This window comes from Eikenella sp. NML03-A-027 (genome assembly GCF_001648395.1).
GTDB lineage: Bacteria > Pseudomonadota > Gammaproteobacteria > Burkholderiales > Neisseriaceae > Eikenella > Eikenella exigua.
On sequence record NZ_LXSM01000017.1, the window covers coordinates 1 to 16,754 of the forward strand.

Genomic DNA, 16,754 nt, shown 5'->3' on the forward strand with positions numbered 1-16,754 from the left:
CGGTTTCTACCTCTACCACAAACTGCGCTACCGCACCCGGGTGATTCCGCTTGAGGAAGTGGATTTGGGCGACGAGGAAGAGGACGAAGACGAATAAGCCCCATCATATAAAAGGCTACCTGAAAACCGTGTTTCAAGTTTTCAGGTAGCCTTTTGTGGTTGTGTTATATTGCTTTTTATTTTTACGGTTTCAGGTAGCCTTATGTCATCGCCATCCACTTCCACCATCGCCGCCATCGCCACTGCCGCCGGGCAGGGCGGGGTGGGCGTTATCCGGCTTTCCGGCAAGCAGCTGCTGCCGCTGGCGCAGCAAATCAGCGGCGGCAAAACCCCGCAGCCGCGCCGTGCACTCCACACCGATTTTGTCGATGCTGCAGACGAAGCCATCGACAACGGCCTTCTGCTCTATTTCCCCGCGCCCGCCAGCTTCACCGGCGAAGACGTGATCGAGCTGCACGGCCACGGCGGGCGCGTGGTGTTGCAAATGCTGCTGCAACGTTGCTTCGAGCTGGGCGCGCAGCCGGCCGAGCCGGGCGAATTCACCAAACGCGCCTTCTTAAACGGCAAGCTCGATTTGGCGCAGGCTGAAAGCGTGGCCGACCTTATAGATGCCGCCAGTCAATCCGCCGCCCGCCTGGCCGTGCGCTCGCTCAAAGGCGCGTTTTCCCAGCAGATTCACGAGCTGGTGGACGAACTCATCACCCTGCGCATGCTGGTGGAAGCCACCCTGGATTTTCCCGAAGAAGACATCGATTTCCTGGCCGAAGCCAAAGTGGATGAGCGCCTTGCCGCCTTGCAGGAGCGCCTTGCCCGAGTGCTTGCCCAAGCCGAGCAGGGCGCGATTTTGCGCGAAGGCATGAACGTGGTGCTGGTGGGCGCGCCCAATGTAGGCAAATCCAGCCTACTCAACGCTTTGGCCGGCGAGGACGTGGCCATCGTTACCGACATTGCCGGCACCACCCGCGACACTGTGCGCGAGCAGATTACGCTCGAAGGTATCCCCGTACACATCATCGACACCGCCGGCCTGCGCGATACCACCGACCCGGTGGAGCAAATCGGCATCGAGCGCAGCCGCCAAGCCGTGCAGCAGGCCGATGTGGCCTTGATTCTCATCGACCCGAACGAAGGGCTGAACGAGGCTACCTGTAAAATCCTCGCTCAGCTGCCGCCCGGGCTCAAACGTATTGAAATCCGCAATAAAATCGACCTCAGCGGCGAAGCAGCGGAAAGCTGCGAGCAAAGCGGCCAACCCAGCGGCGCCGACACTCTGATCAAACTTTCCGCCAAAAACGGCGCCGGGCTCGACCTGCTCAAACAGGCGCTGCTGCGGCAAATCGGCTGGCAGGGCGAAAGCGAAAGCCTGTTTCTCGCCCGCAGCCGCCACCTGCGCGCGCTGGAAGCCGCCCAAGCTGAGCTCGAACTCGCCGCCCTGTGCGGCCGCCAGCAGCTCGAACTCTTCGCCGAACACCTGCGCCTGGCACAAAACGCCTGCAATACCATCACCGGCGAATTCAACGCCGATGACCTTCTGGGCGTGATTTTCAGTCGCTTCTGTATCGGCAAATAGAGCGGTTGGAAGGCGAATAAACCACACGTTGTGGACTTGTTTCCCGCTTGCAGTAAGAAAAAGGCTACCTGAATTTTCAGGTAGCCTTTCTGCGTGGCATAACTGTTTTGGAAGGGATTTTTATTAATTAAATGATTGATATTATATAAATTTATTCTTTATGGTGATGATGGGATAATGGAATGAGCTGGCTGCCGCAAGCTTCCGGCACATGGCTGGCATGCCCCGAAGCAGCTCGCTATAATGCAAGCTATTATTATTTTTATGCAGTTAAATTTCTCAATTCATATTCTGTTTTTACGCCAACTATATAGCGATACGACCTGTTGGAAATTGAAATAAATTCAGCTATATCATTTCGATGTTTTCAAACTGCGCCGCTGTGTTTCAGGTAGTCTTTCCACATTTCACGAGGAGAAACCCAATGGATATTTTGTCGCGCCTTCATGCTCTGCCTTTAAGTCGTTTCCACTGCCGCCTGCTGGCCTTAATCGGGCTGGGCTGGCTGTTTGATGCGATGGACACGGGTATGGTGTCGTTTGTGTTGGTTACTTTGGCTAAAGAGTGGGGCTTGAGTGCGCAGCAGTCGGGTTGGGTGGTGAGCATCGGCTTTGTGGGCATGGCGCTGGGCGCGGTGTTGAGCGGCTGGGCGGCCGACCGTTTCGGGCGGCGCAATGTGTTTGCCGGCACCATGGTGCTCTACGGCGCGGCCACGGGTTTGTGCGCGTTGTCGACAAACTTGGACGCGCTGCTGTTTTTCCGCTTCTGGGTGGGCTTCGGCTTGGGCGGGCAGCTGCCGGTGGCGGTGTCGCTGGTGAGCGAGTATGCGCCGCCGAAGGTACGCGGGCGGTTTATCGTGCTGCTGGAGAGTTTTTGGGGCTTGGGCTGGCTGGCGGCGGCGCTGGCCTCGTATTTCCTGATTCCGAAATTCGGCTGGCACAGCGCGTTTGCAGCGGGCTCGGTGCCGCTTTTGTATGCGTTTGCGGTGTGGAAGCGGTTGCCGGAATCGGTGCCTTATCTGATTGCGGCGGGCAGGGCGGAGGAGGCGCACGAATTGGTGTGCCGTTTGGAGGCGGAATCGGGCGTGGCGCAGGCGGTGGAAATGATTGTGCCGCCCGTTCAGAAGAAGGAGAAAATCCGCCTCGCACAGCTGTGGCGGCCGCCGTTTGCCCGCCGCACGCTGATGCTGTGGCTGATTTGGTTCGGCATCGTGTTTTCTTATTACGGGATTTTCACTTGGCTGCCCAAGCTGTTGGCGGGGCAGGGTTATTCGGTGGTGAAAACGTTTGAATATGTGCTGGTGATGATTCTGGCGCAGCTGCCGGGCTATTTTGCGGCGGCGGTGCTGGTGGAGAAAATCGGGCGCAAGGCCACGCTGGCGGGCTTTTTGGGCGCGTGTGCGGTGTGTGCCTATTGCTTCGGCCAAAGCGGCTCTACGCTGGAAATTATGCTGTGGGGCAGTTTGATGTCGTTTTTCAACCTGGGCGCGTGGGGCGTGCTCTACACTTACACGCCGGAGCTTTATCCGGTGCGCTTCCGCGCGTTTGGCTCGGGCTGGGCGGGCGCGGTGGGGCGCATCGGCGGGATTGTGGCGCCGATGGTGGTGGCCGGTATGAGCGGCAGCGGCGGGTTCGCGCGGATTTTCGTGATGTTTGCGGCGGTGCTGGCGGCGGTGGTGATGGTGATCGTGCTGCTGGGTGAGGAAACGAAGGGGCGCACGCTGGAGGAAATCAGTGCGAATTGATGGGGTGGAGCGCTATAAAGGCTACCTGAAAATTTTGGTTGAGCAGAAACTTTGCTGTATTGTGTTTTTAACTGCGTTGAAACTTCTCTTTCAGGTAGCCTGCCGTTTGGTTTTTGGCTACACTTGCCGCCTTCGGAATCAAGCTTCCGACCAGTCAGGGCAGGCCGTGGACATTGTGACCCGGCTTTGCCCGTCGGCGACATTGCGCTGCCGCAAACTTTTATTGAAGGAACACTCCTATGACCACCCTCTCCCCGGTGGCTTTGCGCCGTCAAACCGAGCCTAAGCCGCATCCCACTGCGCAGTATTGGAAAAAATGCGATGTGGAAGCCCTGTTCGGGCTGCCCTTTCTCGACCTCGTATTCCGTGCCGCCGAAATCCACCGCCAAAATTTCAACCCGCGCGAAATCCAGCTTTCCACCCTGCTTTCCATCAAAACCGGCGGCTGCCCCGAAGATTGCGCCTACTGCCCGCAATCGGCGCACCACAATACCAATCTGGGCAAAGAGCAGATGATGGATGTGGGCGAAATCGTGGAAAAAGCCAAAATCGCCAAATCGCGCGGTGCCAGCCGTTTCTGCATGGGTGCGGCATGGCGCGGGCCGAAGCCGAAAGATGTGGCCGTGGTGTCCGAAATCATCAAAGCCGTGAAGGGGTTGGGCATGGAAACCTGCGGCACGTTCGGTATGCTCGAAGACGGCATGGCGGAAGACTTCAAAAAAGCCGGCCTGGACTACTACAACCACAACCTCGACACCGACCCCGAGCGATACAACGACATCATCCACACCCGCAAACACGAAGACCGAATGGACACCTTGGGCAAAGTGCGCAATGCCGGCCTGAAAATCTGCTGCGGCGGCATTGTGGGCATGAACGAAACCCGTGCCGAGCGCGCCGGACTAATTGCTAGCCTCGCCAACCTCGACCCACAGCCGGAAAGCGTGCCGATTAACCAGCTGGTGAAAGTGGAAGGCACGCCGCTGGCCGATGCCGAAGATTTGGATTGGACGGAGTTTGTCCGCACCATTGCCGTGGCGCGGATTACCATGCCGCACAGTTTCGTGCGCCTTTCCGCCGGGCGCAGCAATATGCCCGAATCCATGCAGGCGATGTGTTTTATGGCAGGCGCGAACTCGATTTTTTACGGCGATAAGCTCTTAACCACGGAAAACCCCAATGAAGACGGCGACCGCCTACTGATGGCTAAGCTGGATTTGGTGCCGCTGGTATACCATGCCGAATCTGACGAGGCGGCGGAAAGGCTACCTGAAAACCACCACGCAGTCGGCGGTTGCGGCGGCGGACATTGCGGCTGTGCGCATTGAGTTTCAGATTTCAGGTAGCCTGAAGTGGAAAACAAAAAACAGCATGATGTTGCGTCATGCTGTTTTTATATGTAGAGAGGCTACCTGAAAGATATTTGCTGCCGTTGTCTGCCAACTGATAGCAGTCTTATTCGTTTTCCTCTGCATGCCTTGCCAAATGCCGCAGCGCCGCTGCCAGCTCCGGGTGGTGTGCCAAATCATCCGCAGCGGCCAAGCATTGTTTGGCGGCGGTGCGGCTCAGTTTGGCCTGTTTTTCTTTCGGCCGTTCCTGTTCCGGCGGGCTGATTTTCACCTGCACTTCGCGCACTTCCGGGCACACCGCACGCCAGGCCGGCAGCAGCCCCGCCGCGAGCATCCGCAGCCGTGCCGCTGCCATATTGTTGCTTGCATACCAAACCAAAACCCCTTCGCGCACCCGTACTGCCTGACAATGTTGTTGTAGCTTGGTTGGCAGCCGTGCTTCCAGTGCTTGGGCGGTATGCCGCCAGCTCTCGGCCTGCATAATCAGGTCGTGCAACCGCGATTCGCCGCGGCTGAGGCTGTCGCGGCTGTGCAGGCTGTGGCGGCCGGGGTTGAGGCGGTTGAGGTCGGACATGAAAGGCTACCTGAAAAGTGGGGTTGGGCAACGGCAAAGCAGGCAGGATACACCTAAAAACCTCATCAAGAGGCTACCTGAAAACAGGCAAACTGCCGCTGCCGATAAAAAAGCCTGCCCGATGCGCTTGAAATCCTGCCAGGGCGAGCCATATTCCCAAGCGCGAACAGGTTTGATTATGCTAGAATTACCCGTTATTTTACTATCGCAGTGGATTAGATTTGAACCGGAATAAGCCGGCAGGCGAATGCCGCCGCGGTTTGAATCGAGCACACGGGGCAACAGCAATACCGCATAAGGGATTAAATATTTTATGATTACTTCACTGGCCAAAAAAGTGTTCGGCAGCCGCAACGACAGGCTTCTGAAACAATACCGCAAATCCGTGGTACGCATCAACGGCATGGAAAAAGATATCCAGCAGCTCGACGATGCGGCGCTGCAAGCCAAAACCGCAGAATTCAAACAACGGCTCGCCAAGGGCGAAACCTTGGACGACATTTTGGAAGAAGCTTTTGCCGTGTGCCGCGAAGCTTCCCGCCGCACACTGGGCATGCGCCATTTTGATGTGCAGCTCATCGGCGGCATGGTGTTGCACCAAGGCAAAATCGCCGAAATGCGCACCGGCGAAGGCAAAACCCTGGTAGCCACGCTGGCCGTGTATCTGAACGCGCTCGCCGGTAAAGGCGTGCACGTGGTAACGGTAAACGACTACCTCGCCGCCCGCGATGCCGATATCATGGGCCCTCTCTACAACTTCCTCGGCATGAAAGTGGGCGTGATTGTGGCCAATATGGATCAGGCCGCCAAGCACGAAGCCTACAACGCCGACATCACCTACGGCACCAACAACGAATTCGGCTTCGACTACCTGCGCGACAATATGGTGCACCAGCTGAGCGACAAAGTGCAGCGCGAGCTGAACTTCGCTGTGGTGGACGAAGTGGACTCCATTCTGATCGACGAAGCCCGTACCCCGCTTATCATCTCCGGCCAGGCCGACGACAACACTGATCTGTATTTGGTGATGAATAAAGTGCCCGCCCAGCTGGTACGCCAAAAAGAAGAAGAGGGCGAGGGCGATTATTGGGTGGACGAGAAGAACCGCACCATATTGCTCAGCGAAGCCGGCCATGAACATGCCGAGCAAATCCTCACCAGAATGGGCCTGCTGCAGGAAGGCGATTCGCTCTATTCCACCGCCAACATCGCCCTGATGCACCACCTGATGGCCGCTTTGCGCGCCCACAGCCTGTTTAATTTGGACGAGCATTATGTGGTGCAAAACGGCGAAATCGTGATTGTGGACGAATTCACCGGCCGCCTGATGACCGGCCGCCGCTGGTCGGAAGGCCTGCATCAGGCCGTGGAAGCTAAAGAAGGCGTGGAAATCCGCCAAGAAAACCAAACCTTGGCCTCCATTACCTTCCAAAACTACTTCCGCCTCTACAGCAAACTCTCCGGCATGACCGGCACCGCCGATACCGAAGCCTACGAGTTCCAAAGCATCTACGGCCTGGAAACCGTGATCATCCCCACCAACCGGCCGATGATCCGCAAAGACTTCAACGACCAGGTATTCCGCACCGCCGAAGAAAAATTCGAAGCCGTGGTGGCCGATATTAAAGAGCGCCATGCCAAAGGCCAGCCCATTCTGGTGGGCACCACCAGCATCGAAAACTCCGAACTGGTGTCTAATATGCTCTCCCGCGCCGGTTTGGCACACAATGTGTTGAACGCCAAAGAACACGCCCGCGAAGCCGACATCGTGGCGCAGGCCGGCAAAACCGGCATGATTACCGTGGCCACCAATATGGCCGGCCGCGGTACCGACATCGTGCTCGGCGGCAACGTGAAACACCTCAGCCACATCATCCGCAACGATCCCGATTTAAGTGAAGAAGAAAAAGCCGCCCGCATCAAAGAGCTGGAAGATGGCTGGCAGGAAGAGCACGACCGCGTAATCGCGGCCGGCGGTCTGCACATTGTCGGCACCGAGCGCCACGAAAGCCGCCGTATCGACAACCAGTTGCGCGGCCGTTCAGGTCGTCAGGGTGACATCGGCTCCAGCCGCTTCTATCTCTCGTTTGAAGACCCGCTGCTGCGCCTCTTCGCGCTCGATCGCCACGCTGCCTTGCTCGATAAACTGGCGCCGGAACGTGGTGTGCCGATTGAAGCCAATCTGCTCACCCGTCAGATTGAAAGCGCCCAGCGCAAAGTGGAAGGCCGCAACTTCGATATGCGCAAACAGGTGTTGGAATACGACGACGTGGCCAACGACCAGCGCAAGGTTATCTACAGCCGCCGCAATGAAGTGCTGGAGACTGAAGACAACTCTGCCATGATGACCGAGATGCGCAAAGAAGCGCTCGATAACTTAGTTGATTTGTATATGCCCGCCGACAGCATCGAAGAGCAGTGGGATTTGGTGGCGCTGGAGAAACAGTTGTTTGCCGACTTCCACATTCACGCCCCGGTTACCGAGTGGCTAAAGCAAGACCCCACTCTTGACAACCAAGATGTGAAAGAGCGCGCTTGGAAACTGGCACAAGATGACTACGCCGCCAAAACCGATATGGTAGGCGCCGGGTTGATGCATCAGTTCGAACGCAATATCTTCCTGCAAGTGATGGATAGCCAATGGCGTGAACACCTCTCCGCTATGGACTACCTGCGCCAAGGCATACACCTGCGTGGCTATGCCCAGAAGAATCCGAAGCAGGAATACAAAATGGAATCTTTCGAGATGTTCCAAAACCTGTGGCAGAGCATTCGCGGCGAAACCGCCAGGCTCCTGTCGCAAGTGCGTTTCGAGCAGAATGAGCTGGTGGCCAAGGAAAGTGCTCCCGTGCAAATGGCCTATCAAGAAAACCATGCTCCAGCGCCGGATATCAGCTACTTGGCTGTTAATGGCAGTACTGCCGAAGCTGCTGATTTTGCCGAGGACGACTTCAGCCCCGAAGCCCTTACTGCCCGCGGCCAAATGGTACACCGCAACGACCCCTGCCCTTGCGGCAGCGGTCTACGCTACAAACAATGCCACGGCAAACTGGACTAAACTACTCTGTTTAAACTAGGTAAAAATAAAGGCTACCTGAAATTTCAGGTAGCCTTTGATTAAGCCTGAAGGATTAGTTCTGGCCTTCTTCCGGACGCATATGCGGGAACAGGATAACGTCGCGGATGCTTGGGGCGTTGGTCAGCAACATTACCAAGCGGTCGATACCGATACCGCAACCGCCGGTGGGCGGCAGGCCGTATTCCATGGCGCGGATGTAGTCGGCGTCGTAGTTCATGGCTTCGTCGTCGCCGGCTTCTTTCTGTGCCACTTGCGATTTGAAGCGTGCAGCTTGGTCTTCCGGGTCGTTCAACTCTGAGTAGCCGTTGGCCAGTTCGCGGCCTACTGCAAACAGTTCGAAACGTTCGGTAAGCTTCGGATTGGTATCGGAAGCGCGAGCCAAGGGAGACACTTCAACCGGATAGTCGATGATGAAGGTGGGGTTCCACAGCTTGCCTTCGGCACAGCCCTCAAACAAGGCCAGCTGCAGGCTGCCGATGCCGGGGGCGGCAGGCAGGTCTTCGCCGTGTTTTACCACTTCTTTTTTCAGCCATTCTTCATCGTTCAGCTGCTCGTCGGTGTAGTGCGGATTGTATTTTTTGATCGCGTCCACGATGGTGAGGCGGTCAAAGCATTTTTCCAAATCCACTTCTTTGCCGTTGTAAGGAACGTGCAGGCTGCCGCAAACCTCTTTGGCGCAAGCGCGGATCACGCCTTCGGTCATGTCCATCATGCGGTGGTAGTCGCAGAATGCTTCGTAGAACTCCATCATGGTGAACTCGGGGTTGTGGCGGGCAGACACGCCTTCATTGCGGAAGTTGCGGTTGATTTCAAACACGCGCTCGAAGCCGCCAACAGTCAATCGTTTCAGATAGAGCTCAGGAGCGATGCGCATAAACAGCGGAATGTCCAGAGCGTTGTGGTGGGTAACAAACGGACGAGCCGCTGCGCCACCGGCAATCGGGTGCATCATCGGGGTTTCCACTTCCAGATATTTTTCACCGATCATGAAGTTGCGGATAGTCTGGATAATGCGAGCACGTTTTCTGAAGATCTCGCGTGATTCGGCATTCACGATCAAATCAGCATAACGCTGGCGGTAGCGGGTTTCCTGGTCTTTCAGGCCGTGCACTTTGTCGGGCAGGGGGCGCAGTGCTTTGGCCAGTAGACGGATTTGGCTTACGCGTACAGTCAGCTCGCCGTGGTTAGTTTTAAACAGCACGCCTTCTGCGCCGAGGATGTCGCCCAAGTCCCAGTGCTTGAACTCTTCGTGAATCTTCTCACCAACACCTTGGTCATTTACGTAGAGCTGGATTTGACCGGAAACGTCTTGCAGGGTGGCGAAGCTGGCCTTACCCATATCGCGTTGCAGCATCATGCGGCCGGCCACCTTGACGGTTACGTTCTTTTCTTCCAACTCTTCCTTAGACAGTTCGCCGTATTGGCTCTGCAGGTCACCAGCAAAAGCATTGCGGCGGAAGTCGTTCGGGAATGCTACGCCATGCTTGCGGATTTCTGCCAATTTCTCGCGACGAACTGCCATGACCTGACTTTCGTCTAATTGGGGGGTGTCGGTATGTTGAGATTCATTCATGATATCCATCCATATATTAATGAGAAGCAGCGGTCTCGGGCAGACGGTCTGTCTCTGTGGTTGAAGAACTTCATTTCTGAAGATGCCGTTGCATCAATCGCCCTTACCGCGAGGTTGACGAGGATCAATGTTTGTACATTCATTTGCGGCAAACCTCACAGCTTTACGCAAAGGCATGGCTGTAAAGTAAAGGAAAGGCGAGGTGTATGTCAAGCGGGTAAATCAAAATTTTTTCAAGTGTTAATGCTTGAGGTGTGGCAATAATGAAAACAATCTGTCTGCAGAACAACTAGATTACTGCGGCGCAAAAGGATTTATGCGGCCATATCGGCAGCGCGGGCGATGGCCAAGCCTTTTGCTGGCTGAGGTAGCGCGGGTTATCGGGGCATTCGCGTCCAGGGTTCGTTGGCGGTCAGGGGTTGTGTGACAATAATGGTCACGCAGTCGTGGGCGTAGTCGCCGCGGCGAAATCTACAGTTACGTCGTTGTCGATAAGGTGCGCTTCGCCGAAGGGGGCGGATGATACGGATGATGTAATACAGCAGAGTGCTGGCGTGGGCAAACAGGATTTCTCTGTTGGACAGCATGAAATTGAATAATTCGTGGTGGCGGATTTGGGCGGTGAATGTGGCCACTTCGGTAAATAGTCTGCCCATCGGCAGTTTGTGCTCAAAACGGCTGTGCAGTTGTTCCAGTTAATATCAAAGCAGAAAACACGTTCGGAGTCAGTGTTGCCGAACGGGGCGGTAGTATTTGCCTTCTTTAGGTTGGAAACCACCAAGGTGGCCGTTGTGGGCAAACAGCCAGTATTTGCCCAATATTTCGCGGATGAAGGGGTGGGTGTTGGCCAGGCCGACGCTGTCTTGGGTAGCCTTGCGGATGTGGGCGATGACGTTGGTGGATTTGATTTGGTAGGTTTTTACCACAAACTCGGCCATCGGCGAGTTGGCGCAGGGCTTATCGTCGTGTCGATCGGTAGGCCTGCCGCACAAGCGGAATTCTTCAAAGGAGAAAACGATGTCGATTGGGGTGTTGCAGTTCATGCCCCCCAAGCTGTACATGATGAGTTCCTTGAGATTAGTTGGTGAAACTGGCAGGCGTTATGCCGCTATGGTTATTTTAACAACGGCCTTGAGGCTACCTGAAACCTGTTCTGTTGCCATGTCGATATAACGCGTGGTTATATGCTTGCATTTGGAAGGCATGCATTAATTTCAGGTAGCCTTACTGTGTGGGATTAAGGCAAAGTTTCTACTTGAAAGTTTTGGTGAAAATATAGTATAGTTAGTATCTTGGCATTTTTGGCCAAGTTTTTGTTTTGTTCAAAAGGTCGGCCAATCGTAGCGGACCCGTTGTTATATAAGGAAGAATCATGACTTTAGGTCTGGTTGGGCGAAAGGTGGGCATGACTCGCGTGTTTACTGAGCAAGGTGTTTCCGTGCCGGTAACCGTGTTGGAAATGTCTCCTAATCGCGTCACTCAAGTAAAATCCAAAGATACCGACGGCTATTTTGCTGTTCAGGTTACCTTTGGTCAGAAGAAAGTCAATCGTGTAAACAAGGCGGAAGCCGGCCACTTTGCGAAAGCAGGTGTTGAGGCAGGTCGTGGTTTGCATGAGTTTGCTTTGACTGAAGAAAAATTGGCTGAATTGAAAGTGGGCGACGAAGTAACTGTTGCTATTTTTGAAGCTGGCCAGTTTGTGGATGTAACTGGCACCTCTAAAGGAAAGGGCTTTGCCGGTACTATCAAGCGCCATAACTTTGGTGCGCAACGTGCTTCTCACGGTAACTCCCGTTCTCACCGTGTTCCTGGTTCTATCGGTATGAACCAAGATCCGGGTCGTGTGTTCCCGGGTAAACGTATGGCTGGTCAGTATGGTAATACCACTGCGACCGTGCAGCGTTTGGAAGTGGTTCGTGTGGATGCGGAACGCAATCTGCTGTTGGTTAAGGGTGCGGTTCCTGGTGCCGCCAATGGTGATGTGGTTGTTCGCCCCAGCATGAAAGTAGGTGCGTAATGGAATTAAAAGTAATTGATGCTAAAGGCCAGGTTTCAGGTAGCCTTGCTGCTTCCGATGCGCTGTTTGCCCGTGAGTATAACGAGGCATTGGTCCACCAGCTGGTTACTGCTTTTTTGGCAAATGCCCGTTCTGGTAACCGTGCACAGCTGACTCGTGCTGAAGTAAAACACTCCACCAAAAAGCCGTGGCGTCAGAAGGGCACAGGTCGTGCTCGTGCTGGTATGTCTTCCTCTCCGTTGTGGAGAGGGGGTGGTCGTGCGTTTCCAAACAAACCCGATGAAAACTTTACTCAGAAGGTTAATCGTAAGATGTACCGTGCCGGTATGGCGACTATTTTGTCCCAGTTGGTGCGTGATGAGCGCTTGTTTGTGATTGAAGAGCTGTCTGTTGCTACTCCTAAAACCAAAGCTTTTGCTGAGCAAGTGAAAAATTTGGGTATGGAGCAGGTTTTGTTTGTTACCAATCAGCTGGACGAAAACGTATATCTGTCTTCACGTAACCTGCCAAATGTGTTGGTTCTGGAAGCTCAGCAGATTGATCCGTACAGCTTGCTTCGCTATAAAAAAGTAGTGGTAACTAAGGAAGCGGTTGCACAACTTGAGGAGCAATGGGTATGAATCAACAACGTTTGATGAAAGTAATTTTGGCTCCTGTTGTTTCTGAAAAGAGCAATTTGTTGGCTGAGAAACGCAACCAGATGACTTTTAAAGTGTTGCCTGATGCAACCAAGGCAGAAGTTAAAGCTGCTGTTGAATTGTTGTTTGGTGTTCAGGTAGCCTCTGTGACTACAGTTGCAATCAAAGGGAAAGTAAAGCGTTTTGGTCGCACTCTGGGTCGCCGCAGTAATGTGAAGAAAGCTTATGTCAGCTTGGCTGCCGGACAGGAGCTGGATTTGGAATCTGTTGCAGCAGCTGCAGATAAGGAATAAATATTATGGCTATTGTAAAAATGAAGCCGACTTCTGCAGGCCGCCGCGGCATGGTTCGCGTGGTTGCAGAGGGTCTGCATAAGGGTGCTCCTTATGCGCCGCTGGTGGAGAAGAAAAACTCTATCGCTGGCCGCAACCATAACGGTCATATCACTACTCGTCATAAAGGTGGTGGGCATAAACATCACTACCGCGTAGTAGATTTTAAACGCGATAAGGATAATATTCCTGCGAAAGTTGAGCGTATTGAGTACGATCCGAACCGTACTGCTTTCATTGCGCTGCTTTGCTACGCTGATGGTGAGCGCCGTTATATTATTGCTCCTCGCGGTATCCAAGCGGGTGCCGTGTTGGTTTCTGGCGCAGAAGCTGCAATCAAAGTTGGTAATGCTTTGCCGATTCGTAATATTCCGGTTGGTACCACCATCCACTGTATCGAGATGAAACCTGGCAAAGGTGCTCAGATTGCTCGTTCGGCTGGTGCTTCCGCGGTTTTGCTGGCTAAAGAAGGTGTTTACGCTCAAGTTCGTCTGCGTTCAGGTGAGGTGCGTAAGATCCATATCGATTGCCGTGCCACTGTTGGCGAAGTTGGTAATGAAGAGCAAAGTCTGAAGAAAATTGGTAAAGCTGGTGCTAATCGCTGGCGTGGTATTCGTCCGACCGTTCGCGGTGTGGTAATGAACCCTGTGGATCACCCACATGGTGGTGGTGAGGGTCGTACCGGTGAGGCTCGTGAGCCTGTCAGCCCATGGGGTACTCCGGCTAAGGGTTACCGAACTCGTAATAATAAGCGTACGGATAATATGATTGTTCGTCGCCGCTATTCAAATAAAGGTTAATTGATATGGCTCGTTCATTGAAAAAAGGTCCATATGTCGACCTGCACCTGCTGAAAAAGGTTGATGCTGCTCGCGCCGGTAATGATAAGCGTCCTATTAAAACATGGTCTCGCCGCTCAACAATTCTCCCCGATTTTATTGGGTTGACTATTGCGGTACATAATGGCCGCACTCATGTGCCTGTGTTTATTAGCGATAATATGGTTGGCCATAAGTTGGGTGAGTTTGCGCTTACTCGTACTTTTAAAGGACACTTGGCTGATAAAAAGGCTCAGAAATAAGGTGAATTATGAGAGTATCTGCACAACATAAAAATGCCCGTATTTCTGCTCAAAAAGCCCGGTTAGTTGCTGATTTAATTCGAGGCAAAGAGGTAGAGCAAGCTCTTAATATTTTGGCATTTAGCACAAAGAAAGGTGCTGAGCTGATTAAAAAGGTATTAGAGTCTGCTATCGCTAATGCTGAGCATAACGAAGGCGCTGACATTGATGAGCTTAAAGTTGTAACGATTTTTGTGGACAAGGGGCCGAGCTTAAAACGATTCCGTGCCCGGGCAAAAGGTCGTGGCAACCGTATTGAAAAACAAACGTGTCATATTAATGTGACAGTAGGAAACTAAGGAAAAGCTATGGGACAAAAAATTCATCCAACTGGCTTTCGCCTAGCTGTAAATAAAGACTGGTCATCTAAGTGGTTTGCTAAGAGCACAGAATTTGCTGCTGTATTGAAGCAGGATATCGATGTGCGTGATTATTTGCATAAGCGCTTAGCCAATGCTTCAGTAGGCCGCGTAGTGATTGAGCGTCCGGCTAAATCTGCTCGCATCACCATTCATACTGCACGCCCTGGTGTCGTGATTGGTAAAAAGGGCGAGGATATTGAGGTATTGAAGCAAGATTTGCACCAATTGCTTGGTGTTCCTGTTCATGTGAATATCGAAGAAATTCGTAAACCTGAATTGGATGCGCAAGTTATTGCTGATGGTATCGCTCAGCAGTTGGAAAAACGTGTACAGTTCCGTCGCGCAATGAAGCGCGCTATGCAAAATGCTATGCGTGCTGGAGCTAAAGGTATCAAAATTATGACTTCAGGGCGTCTGAATGGCGCGGATATCGCTCGTAGCGAGTGGTATCGTGAGGGTCGTGTGCCGTTGCATACTTTGCGAGCAGCTGTTGAATATGCCACTAGCGAGGCTCATACCACCTATGGTGTTATAGGCCTGAAAGTATGGGTTTATAAGGGCGAGACTGGACAGTTGTTGGAAAATACCAACACTGAGAATAAGCGTAGAAAAGGAGGTGGCCGCCATGCTACAGCCGGTTAGAATGAAATATCGCAAGCAGCATAAAGGTCGCAATACTGGTGTCGCTACTAATGGATACGATGTCAGCTTTGGTAATTTTGGTTTGAAGGCAATTGGTCGTGGCAGATTAACGGCTCGACAGATTGAAGCGGCTCGACGTGCTATGACTCGTCATATTAAGCGTGGTGGGCGTATTTGGATTCGTGTGTTTCCAGATAAACCTATTACTGAAAAACCAATCCAAGTACGTATGGGTGGCGGTAAAGGCTCTGTAGAGTATTATGTCGCTGAAATCAAGCCTGGCAAAGTGCTCTATGAAATGGATGGAGTATCAGAATCCTTGGCTAGAGAGGCGTTTGCTTTAGCGGCTGCAAAATTGCCTATACGTACAACATTTGTGTCCCGGCAGGTAGGTAAATGATGAAAATGATTGATTTAAAAGACAAATCATTGGAGCAGCTGGAGGCTGATCTGGTTGGTTTGTTAAAGACGCAATTTAGTTTGCGTATGCAACATGCTACTGGCCAGCTAAGCAAGAATAGTGAGCTGAAGCGCGTTCGTCGTGATATTGCTCGCGTAAAAACCAAGTTAGCTGAGAAAGGGGTTGGCAATGAGTGATGCCAAAATTATTCGAACTTTGCAAGGTAGGGTGATCAGCGACAAGATGGATAAAACAGTAACCGTCTTGATTGAGCGCAGAGTAAAACACCCCTTGTATGGTAAGATTATCCAGCGATCCACTAAAATTTACGCTCACGATGAGCGAAATGAGTGCAAAGTGGGTGATGTGGTGGTAATTGCTGAGGGTCGCCCTTTGTCCAAGACAAAGTCATGGGTTGTCCAAAGCCTGCTTGAGAAGTCTCAAGAAATTTAGTTGTAATTTTGGTATTTTTGTAGGCGAGGTCTTGCAGTAGGAAAGAAAAGGCTGTAAACTCCTCGCCTTTCTAGCTTCTAGTTTCCTAGGAGTTTCTCCCTGTCGGGGCCAAAACTGATCTATTTTGGTAGATGCTGGTCATCTATTTGAGACTAATGATAGGTTAAGTTGGTTTTAAAAAGGTAATGACATGATTCAGATGCAGACTATTTTGGATGTGGCTGATAACTCTGGTGCTCGTCGCGTTATGTGCATTAAGGTGCTTGGTGGTTCTAAGCGCCGTTATGCAAGCGTTGGTGATGTTATTAAGGTATCGGTTAAGGATGCGGCTCCACGTGGCCGAGTGAAAAAAGGTGATGTATATAATGCTGTTGTTGTTCGTACAGCTAAAGGCATTCGTCGTGCAGATGGTGCGTTAATTAAATTTGATAATAATGCTGCTGTACTGCTGAATACTAAGCTTGAGCCTATGGGTACACGCATTTTTGGGCCGGTAACGCGTGAATTGCGTACTGAGCGGTTTATGAAGATTGTTTCGTTGGCTCCTGAAGTGATCTGAGAGATAAGATTATGAGTAAAATTATTAAGGGCGATCATGTTGTTGTTATCTCGGGTAGAGATAAAGGTAAGCAGGGGCAAGTTACCCGTTTGTTAGGTGATAAGGTGGTTGTTGAGGGAGTGAATCTTGTTAGGAGGCACCAAAAGCCTAATCCTATGCGTAATATTGAGGGTGGTGTGGTTGTTAAAAATATGCCTATTCACATTTCAAACGTCGCTATTTATAACAAAGAGACGCAGAAAGCGGATCGAGTTGGTATTAAGTTGATTGATGAGAATGGCAAGGTTAGACGTGTGAGAGTGTTTAAGTCTAACGGTACTGAGTTGGCTTAAGTTGAGCTAA

General features: G+C 52.5%; 20 protein-coding genes. 16 read left to right on the top strand and 4 right to left on the bottom strand.

Annotated features, from left to right (window positions below; all coding sequences use genetic code 11):
* Positions 1 to 202 precede the first annotated feature (202 nt).
* The 3 genes from mnmE to bioB all read left to right on the top strand — a co-directional run bounded on the left by mnmE (position 203) and on the right by bioB (position 4,642).
* Positions 203 to 1,570: a tRNA uridine-5-carboxymethylaminomethyl(34) synthesis GTPase MnmE gene (mnmE, locus tag A7P96_RS08710; protein ID WP_067526391.1), complete on the top strand. Its 1,368-nt coding sequence runs from the start codon at positions 203 to 205 to the stop codon at positions 1,568 to 1,570.
* Between the two features lie 424 nt (positions 1,571 to 1,994).
* Positions 1,995 to 3,314 (top strand): MFS transporter, encoded by a 1,320-nt coding sequence (locus tag A7P96_RS08715; protein WP_067526393.1) that lies wholly within the window; start codon positions 1,995 to 1,997, stop codon positions 3,312 to 3,314.
* A gap of 239 nt (positions 3,315 to 3,553) precedes the next feature.
* Complete coding sequence (gene bioB / locus A7P96_RS08720) at positions 3,554 to 4,642, top strand: biotin synthase BioB (RefSeq protein ID WP_082887964.1); 1,089 nt, start codon at positions 3,554 to 3,556, stop codon at positions 4,640 to 4,642.
* A gap of 127 nt (positions 4,643 to 4,769) precedes the next feature.
* Here bioB and A7P96_RS08725 read toward each other — a convergent pair whose 3' ends face one another.
* Positions 4,770 to 5,237 carry a DciA family protein gene (locus tag A7P96_RS08725; protein WP_082887965.1) on the bottom strand — a complete coding sequence of 156 codons (468 nt, stop codon included), beginning with the start codon at positions 5,235 to 5,237 and terminating at the stop codon, positions 4,770 to 4,772.
* Positions 5,238 to 5,550: 313 nt separating this feature from the next.
* Between A7P96_RS08725 and secA the strand changes: the two genes are divergently transcribed.
* Complete coding sequence (gene secA, locus A7P96_RS08735) at positions 5,551 to 8,295, top strand: preprotein translocase subunit SecA (protein ID WP_067526396.1); 2,745 nt, start codon at positions 5,551 to 5,553, stop codon at positions 8,293 to 8,295.
* A 73-nt stretch (positions 8,296 to 8,368) separates the two neighbouring features.
* Here secA and lysS read toward each other — a convergent pair whose 3' ends face one another.
* From lysS to A7P96_RS11315, 3 genes are all read right to left on the bottom strand, one after another.
* Complete coding sequence (lysS, locus tag A7P96_RS08740; protein ID WP_067526398.1) at positions 8,369 to 9,889, bottom strand: lysine--tRNA ligase; 1,521 nt, start codon at positions 9,887 to 9,889, stop codon at positions 8,369 to 8,371.
* 377 nt (positions 9,890 to 10,266) lie between these two features.
* Positions 10,267 to 10,545, bottom strand: coding sequence for a class II glutamine amidotransferase (locus A7P96_RS11535; protein WP_369799158.1), 279 nt, complete (start codon positions 10,543 to 10,545; stop codon positions 10,267 to 10,269).
* Positions 10,546 to 10,614: 69 nt separating this feature from the next.
* On the bottom strand, positions 10,615 to 10,950 hold the full coding sequence (locus tag A7P96_RS11315) for a class II glutamine amidotransferase (RefSeq protein ID WP_067526400.1): 336 nt from the start codon (positions 10,948 to 10,950) through the stop codon (positions 10,615 to 10,617).
* Between the two features lie 311 nt (positions 10,951 to 11,261).
* Between A7P96_RS11315 and rplC the strand changes: the two genes are divergently transcribed.
* From rplC to rplX, 12 genes are all read left to right on the top strand, one after another.
* Positions 11,262 to 11,906 (top strand): 50S ribosomal protein L3, encoded by a 645-nt coding sequence (rplC, locus tag A7P96_RS08750; protein WP_067442691.1) that lies wholly within the window; start codon positions 11,262 to 11,264, stop codon positions 11,904 to 11,906.
* Positions 11,906 to 12,526, top strand: a complete 621-nt coding sequence (gene rplD / locus A7P96_RS08755) for a 50S ribosomal protein L4 (RefSeq protein ID WP_067442694.1) — start codon at positions 11,906 to 11,908, stop codon at positions 12,524 to 12,526. Before rplC ends, rplD begins: the two co-directional genes overlap by 1 nt.
* Complete coding sequence (rplW, locus tag A7P96_RS08760; protein WP_023887662.1) at positions 12,523 to 12,837, top strand: 50S ribosomal protein L23; 315 nt, start codon at positions 12,523 to 12,525, stop codon at positions 12,835 to 12,837. Before rplD ends, rplW begins: the two co-directional genes overlap by 4 nt.
* Positions 12,838 to 12,842: 5 nt before the next feature.
* Complete coding sequence (rplB, locus tag A7P96_RS08765) at positions 12,843 to 13,676, top strand: 50S ribosomal protein L2 (protein ID WP_003823800.1); 834 nt, start codon at positions 12,843 to 12,845, stop codon at positions 13,674 to 13,676.
* Positions 13,677 to 13,681: 5 nt separating this feature from the next.
* On the top strand, positions 13,682 to 13,957 hold the full coding sequence (rpsS, locus tag A7P96_RS08770) for a 30S ribosomal protein S19 (protein ID WP_003823801.1): 276 nt from the start codon (positions 13,682 to 13,684) through the stop codon (positions 13,955 to 13,957).
* An 8-nt stretch (positions 13,958 to 13,965) separates the two neighbouring features.
* A complete protein-coding gene (gene rplV, locus A7P96_RS08775) occupies positions 13,966 to 14,295 on the top strand; it encodes a 50S ribosomal protein L22 (protein ID WP_064083613.1) in 330 nt (109 codons plus the stop codon).
* A 9-nt stretch (positions 14,296 to 14,304) separates the two neighbouring features.
* Positions 14,305 to 15,000 carry a 30S ribosomal protein S3 gene (gene rpsC, locus A7P96_RS08780; protein ID WP_067444103.1) on the top strand — a complete coding sequence of 232 codons (696 nt, stop codon included), beginning with the start codon at positions 14,305 to 14,307 and terminating at the stop codon, positions 14,998 to 15,000.
* Entirely contained in the window at positions 14,984 to 15,400 is a 417-nt protein-coding gene (gene rplP, locus A7P96_RS08785; protein ID WP_003823806.1) for a 50S ribosomal protein L16, read from the top strand. Before rpsC ends, rplP begins: the two co-directional genes overlap by 17 nt.
* The gene (gene rpmC / locus A7P96_RS08790) at positions 15,400 to 15,597 is read left to right on the top strand and encodes a 50S ribosomal protein L29 (RefSeq protein ID WP_035573964.1); all 198 of its coding nucleotides are present in this window, start codon (positions 15,400 to 15,402) and stop codon (positions 15,595 to 15,597) included. The genes rplP and rpmC overlap by 1 nt, the downstream gene beginning before the upstream one ends.
* Positions 15,590 to 15,853 carry a 30S ribosomal protein S17 gene (rpsQ, locus tag A7P96_RS08795; protein ID WP_067442697.1) on the top strand — a complete coding sequence of 88 codons (264 nt, stop codon included), beginning with the start codon at positions 15,590 to 15,592 and terminating at the stop codon, positions 15,851 to 15,853. Before rpmC ends, rpsQ begins: the two co-directional genes overlap by 8 nt.
* A 190-nt stretch (positions 15,854 to 16,043) precedes the next feature.
* Positions 16,044 to 16,412 (top strand): 50S ribosomal protein L14, encoded by a 369-nt coding sequence (gene rplN / locus A7P96_RS08800; RefSeq protein ID WP_067442699.1) that lies wholly within the window; start codon positions 16,044 to 16,046, stop codon positions 16,410 to 16,412.
* An 11-nt stretch (positions 16,413 to 16,423) separates the two neighbouring features.
* Positions 16,424 to 16,744, top strand: coding sequence for a 50S ribosomal protein L24 (gene rplX / locus A7P96_RS08805; RefSeq protein WP_067526402.1), 321 nt, complete (start codon positions 16,424 to 16,426; stop codon positions 16,742 to 16,744).
* The last annotated feature ends 10 nt before the right edge of the window (positions 16,745 to 16,754 follow it).

Excerpts from the sequence above, each read along its gene's own strand:
- secA (WP_067526396.1), top strand. The coding sequence starts at position 5,551 with ATGATTACTTCACTGGCCAAAAAAGTGTTCGGCAGCCGCAACGACAGG.
- rplD (WP_067442694.1), top strand. The coding sequence starts at position 11,906 with ATGGAATTAAAAGTAATTGATGCTAAAGGCCAGGTTTCAGGTAGCCTT.
- rplC (WP_067442691.1), top strand. The coding sequence starts at position 11,262 with ATGACTTTAGGTCTGGTTGGGCGAAAGGTGGGCATGACTCGCGTGTTT.
- bioB (WP_082887964.1), top strand. The coding sequence starts at position 3,554 with ATGACCACCCTCTCCCCGGTGGCTTTGCGCCGTCAAACCGAGCCTAAG.
- rpmC (WP_035573964.1), top strand. The coding sequence starts at position 15,400 with ATGAAAATGATTGATTTAAAAGACAAATCATTGGAGCAGCTGGAGGCT.
- rplX (WP_067526402.1), top strand. The coding sequence starts at position 16,424 with ATGAGTAAAATTATTAAGGGCGATCATGTTGTTGTTATCTCGGGTAGA.
- mnmE (WP_067526391.1), top strand. The coding sequence starts at position 203 with ATGTCATCGCCATCCACTTCCACCATCGCCGCCATCGCCACTGCCGCC.
- lysS (WP_067526398.1), bottom strand. The coding sequence starts at position 9,889 with ATGAATGAATCTCAACATACCGACACCCCCCAATTAGACGAAAGTCAG.
- rpsQ (WP_067442697.1), top strand. The coding sequence starts at position 15,590 with ATGAGTGATGCCAAAATTATTCGAACTTTGCAAGGTAGGGTGATCAGC.
- A7P96_RS08715 (WP_067526393.1), top strand. The coding sequence starts at position 1,995 with ATGGATATTTTGTCGCGCCTTCATGCTCTGCCTTTAAGTCGTTTCCAC.
- rplV (WP_064083613.1), top strand. The coding sequence starts at position 13,966 with ATGAGAGTATCTGCACAACATAAAAATGCCCGTATTTCTGCTCAAAAA.
- A7P96_RS11535 (WP_369799158.1), bottom strand. The coding sequence starts at position 10,545 with ATGGGCAGACTATTTACCGAAGTGGCCACATTCACCGCCCAAATCCGC.
- rpsS (WP_003823801.1), top strand. The coding sequence starts at position 13,682 with ATGGCTCGTTCATTGAAAAAAGGTCCATATGTCGACCTGCACCTGCTG.
- A7P96_RS08725 (WP_082887965.1), bottom strand. The coding sequence starts at position 5,237 with ATGTCCGACCTCAACCGCCTCAACCCCGGCCGCCACAGCCTGCACAGC.
- rplN (WP_067442699.1), top strand. The coding sequence starts at position 16,044 with ATGATTCAGATGCAGACTATTTTGGATGTGGCTGATAACTCTGGTGCT.
- rplB (WP_003823800.1), top strand. The coding sequence starts at position 12,843 with ATGGCTATTGTAAAAATGAAGCCGACTTCTGCAGGCCGCCGCGGCATG.
- rpsC (WP_067444103.1), top strand. The coding sequence starts at position 14,305 with ATGGGACAAAAAATTCATCCAACTGGCTTTCGCCTAGCTGTAAATAAA.
- rplW (WP_023887662.1), top strand. The coding sequence starts at position 12,523 with ATGAATCAACAACGTTTGATGAAAGTAATTTTGGCTCCTGTTGTTTCT.
- A7P96_RS11315 (WP_067526400.1), bottom strand. The coding sequence starts at position 10,950 with ATGTACAGCTTGGGGGGCATGAACTGCAACACCCCAATCGACATCGTT.
- rplP (WP_003823806.1), top strand. The coding sequence starts at position 14,984 with ATGCTACAGCCGGTTAGAATGAAATATCGCAAGCAGCATAAAGGTCGC.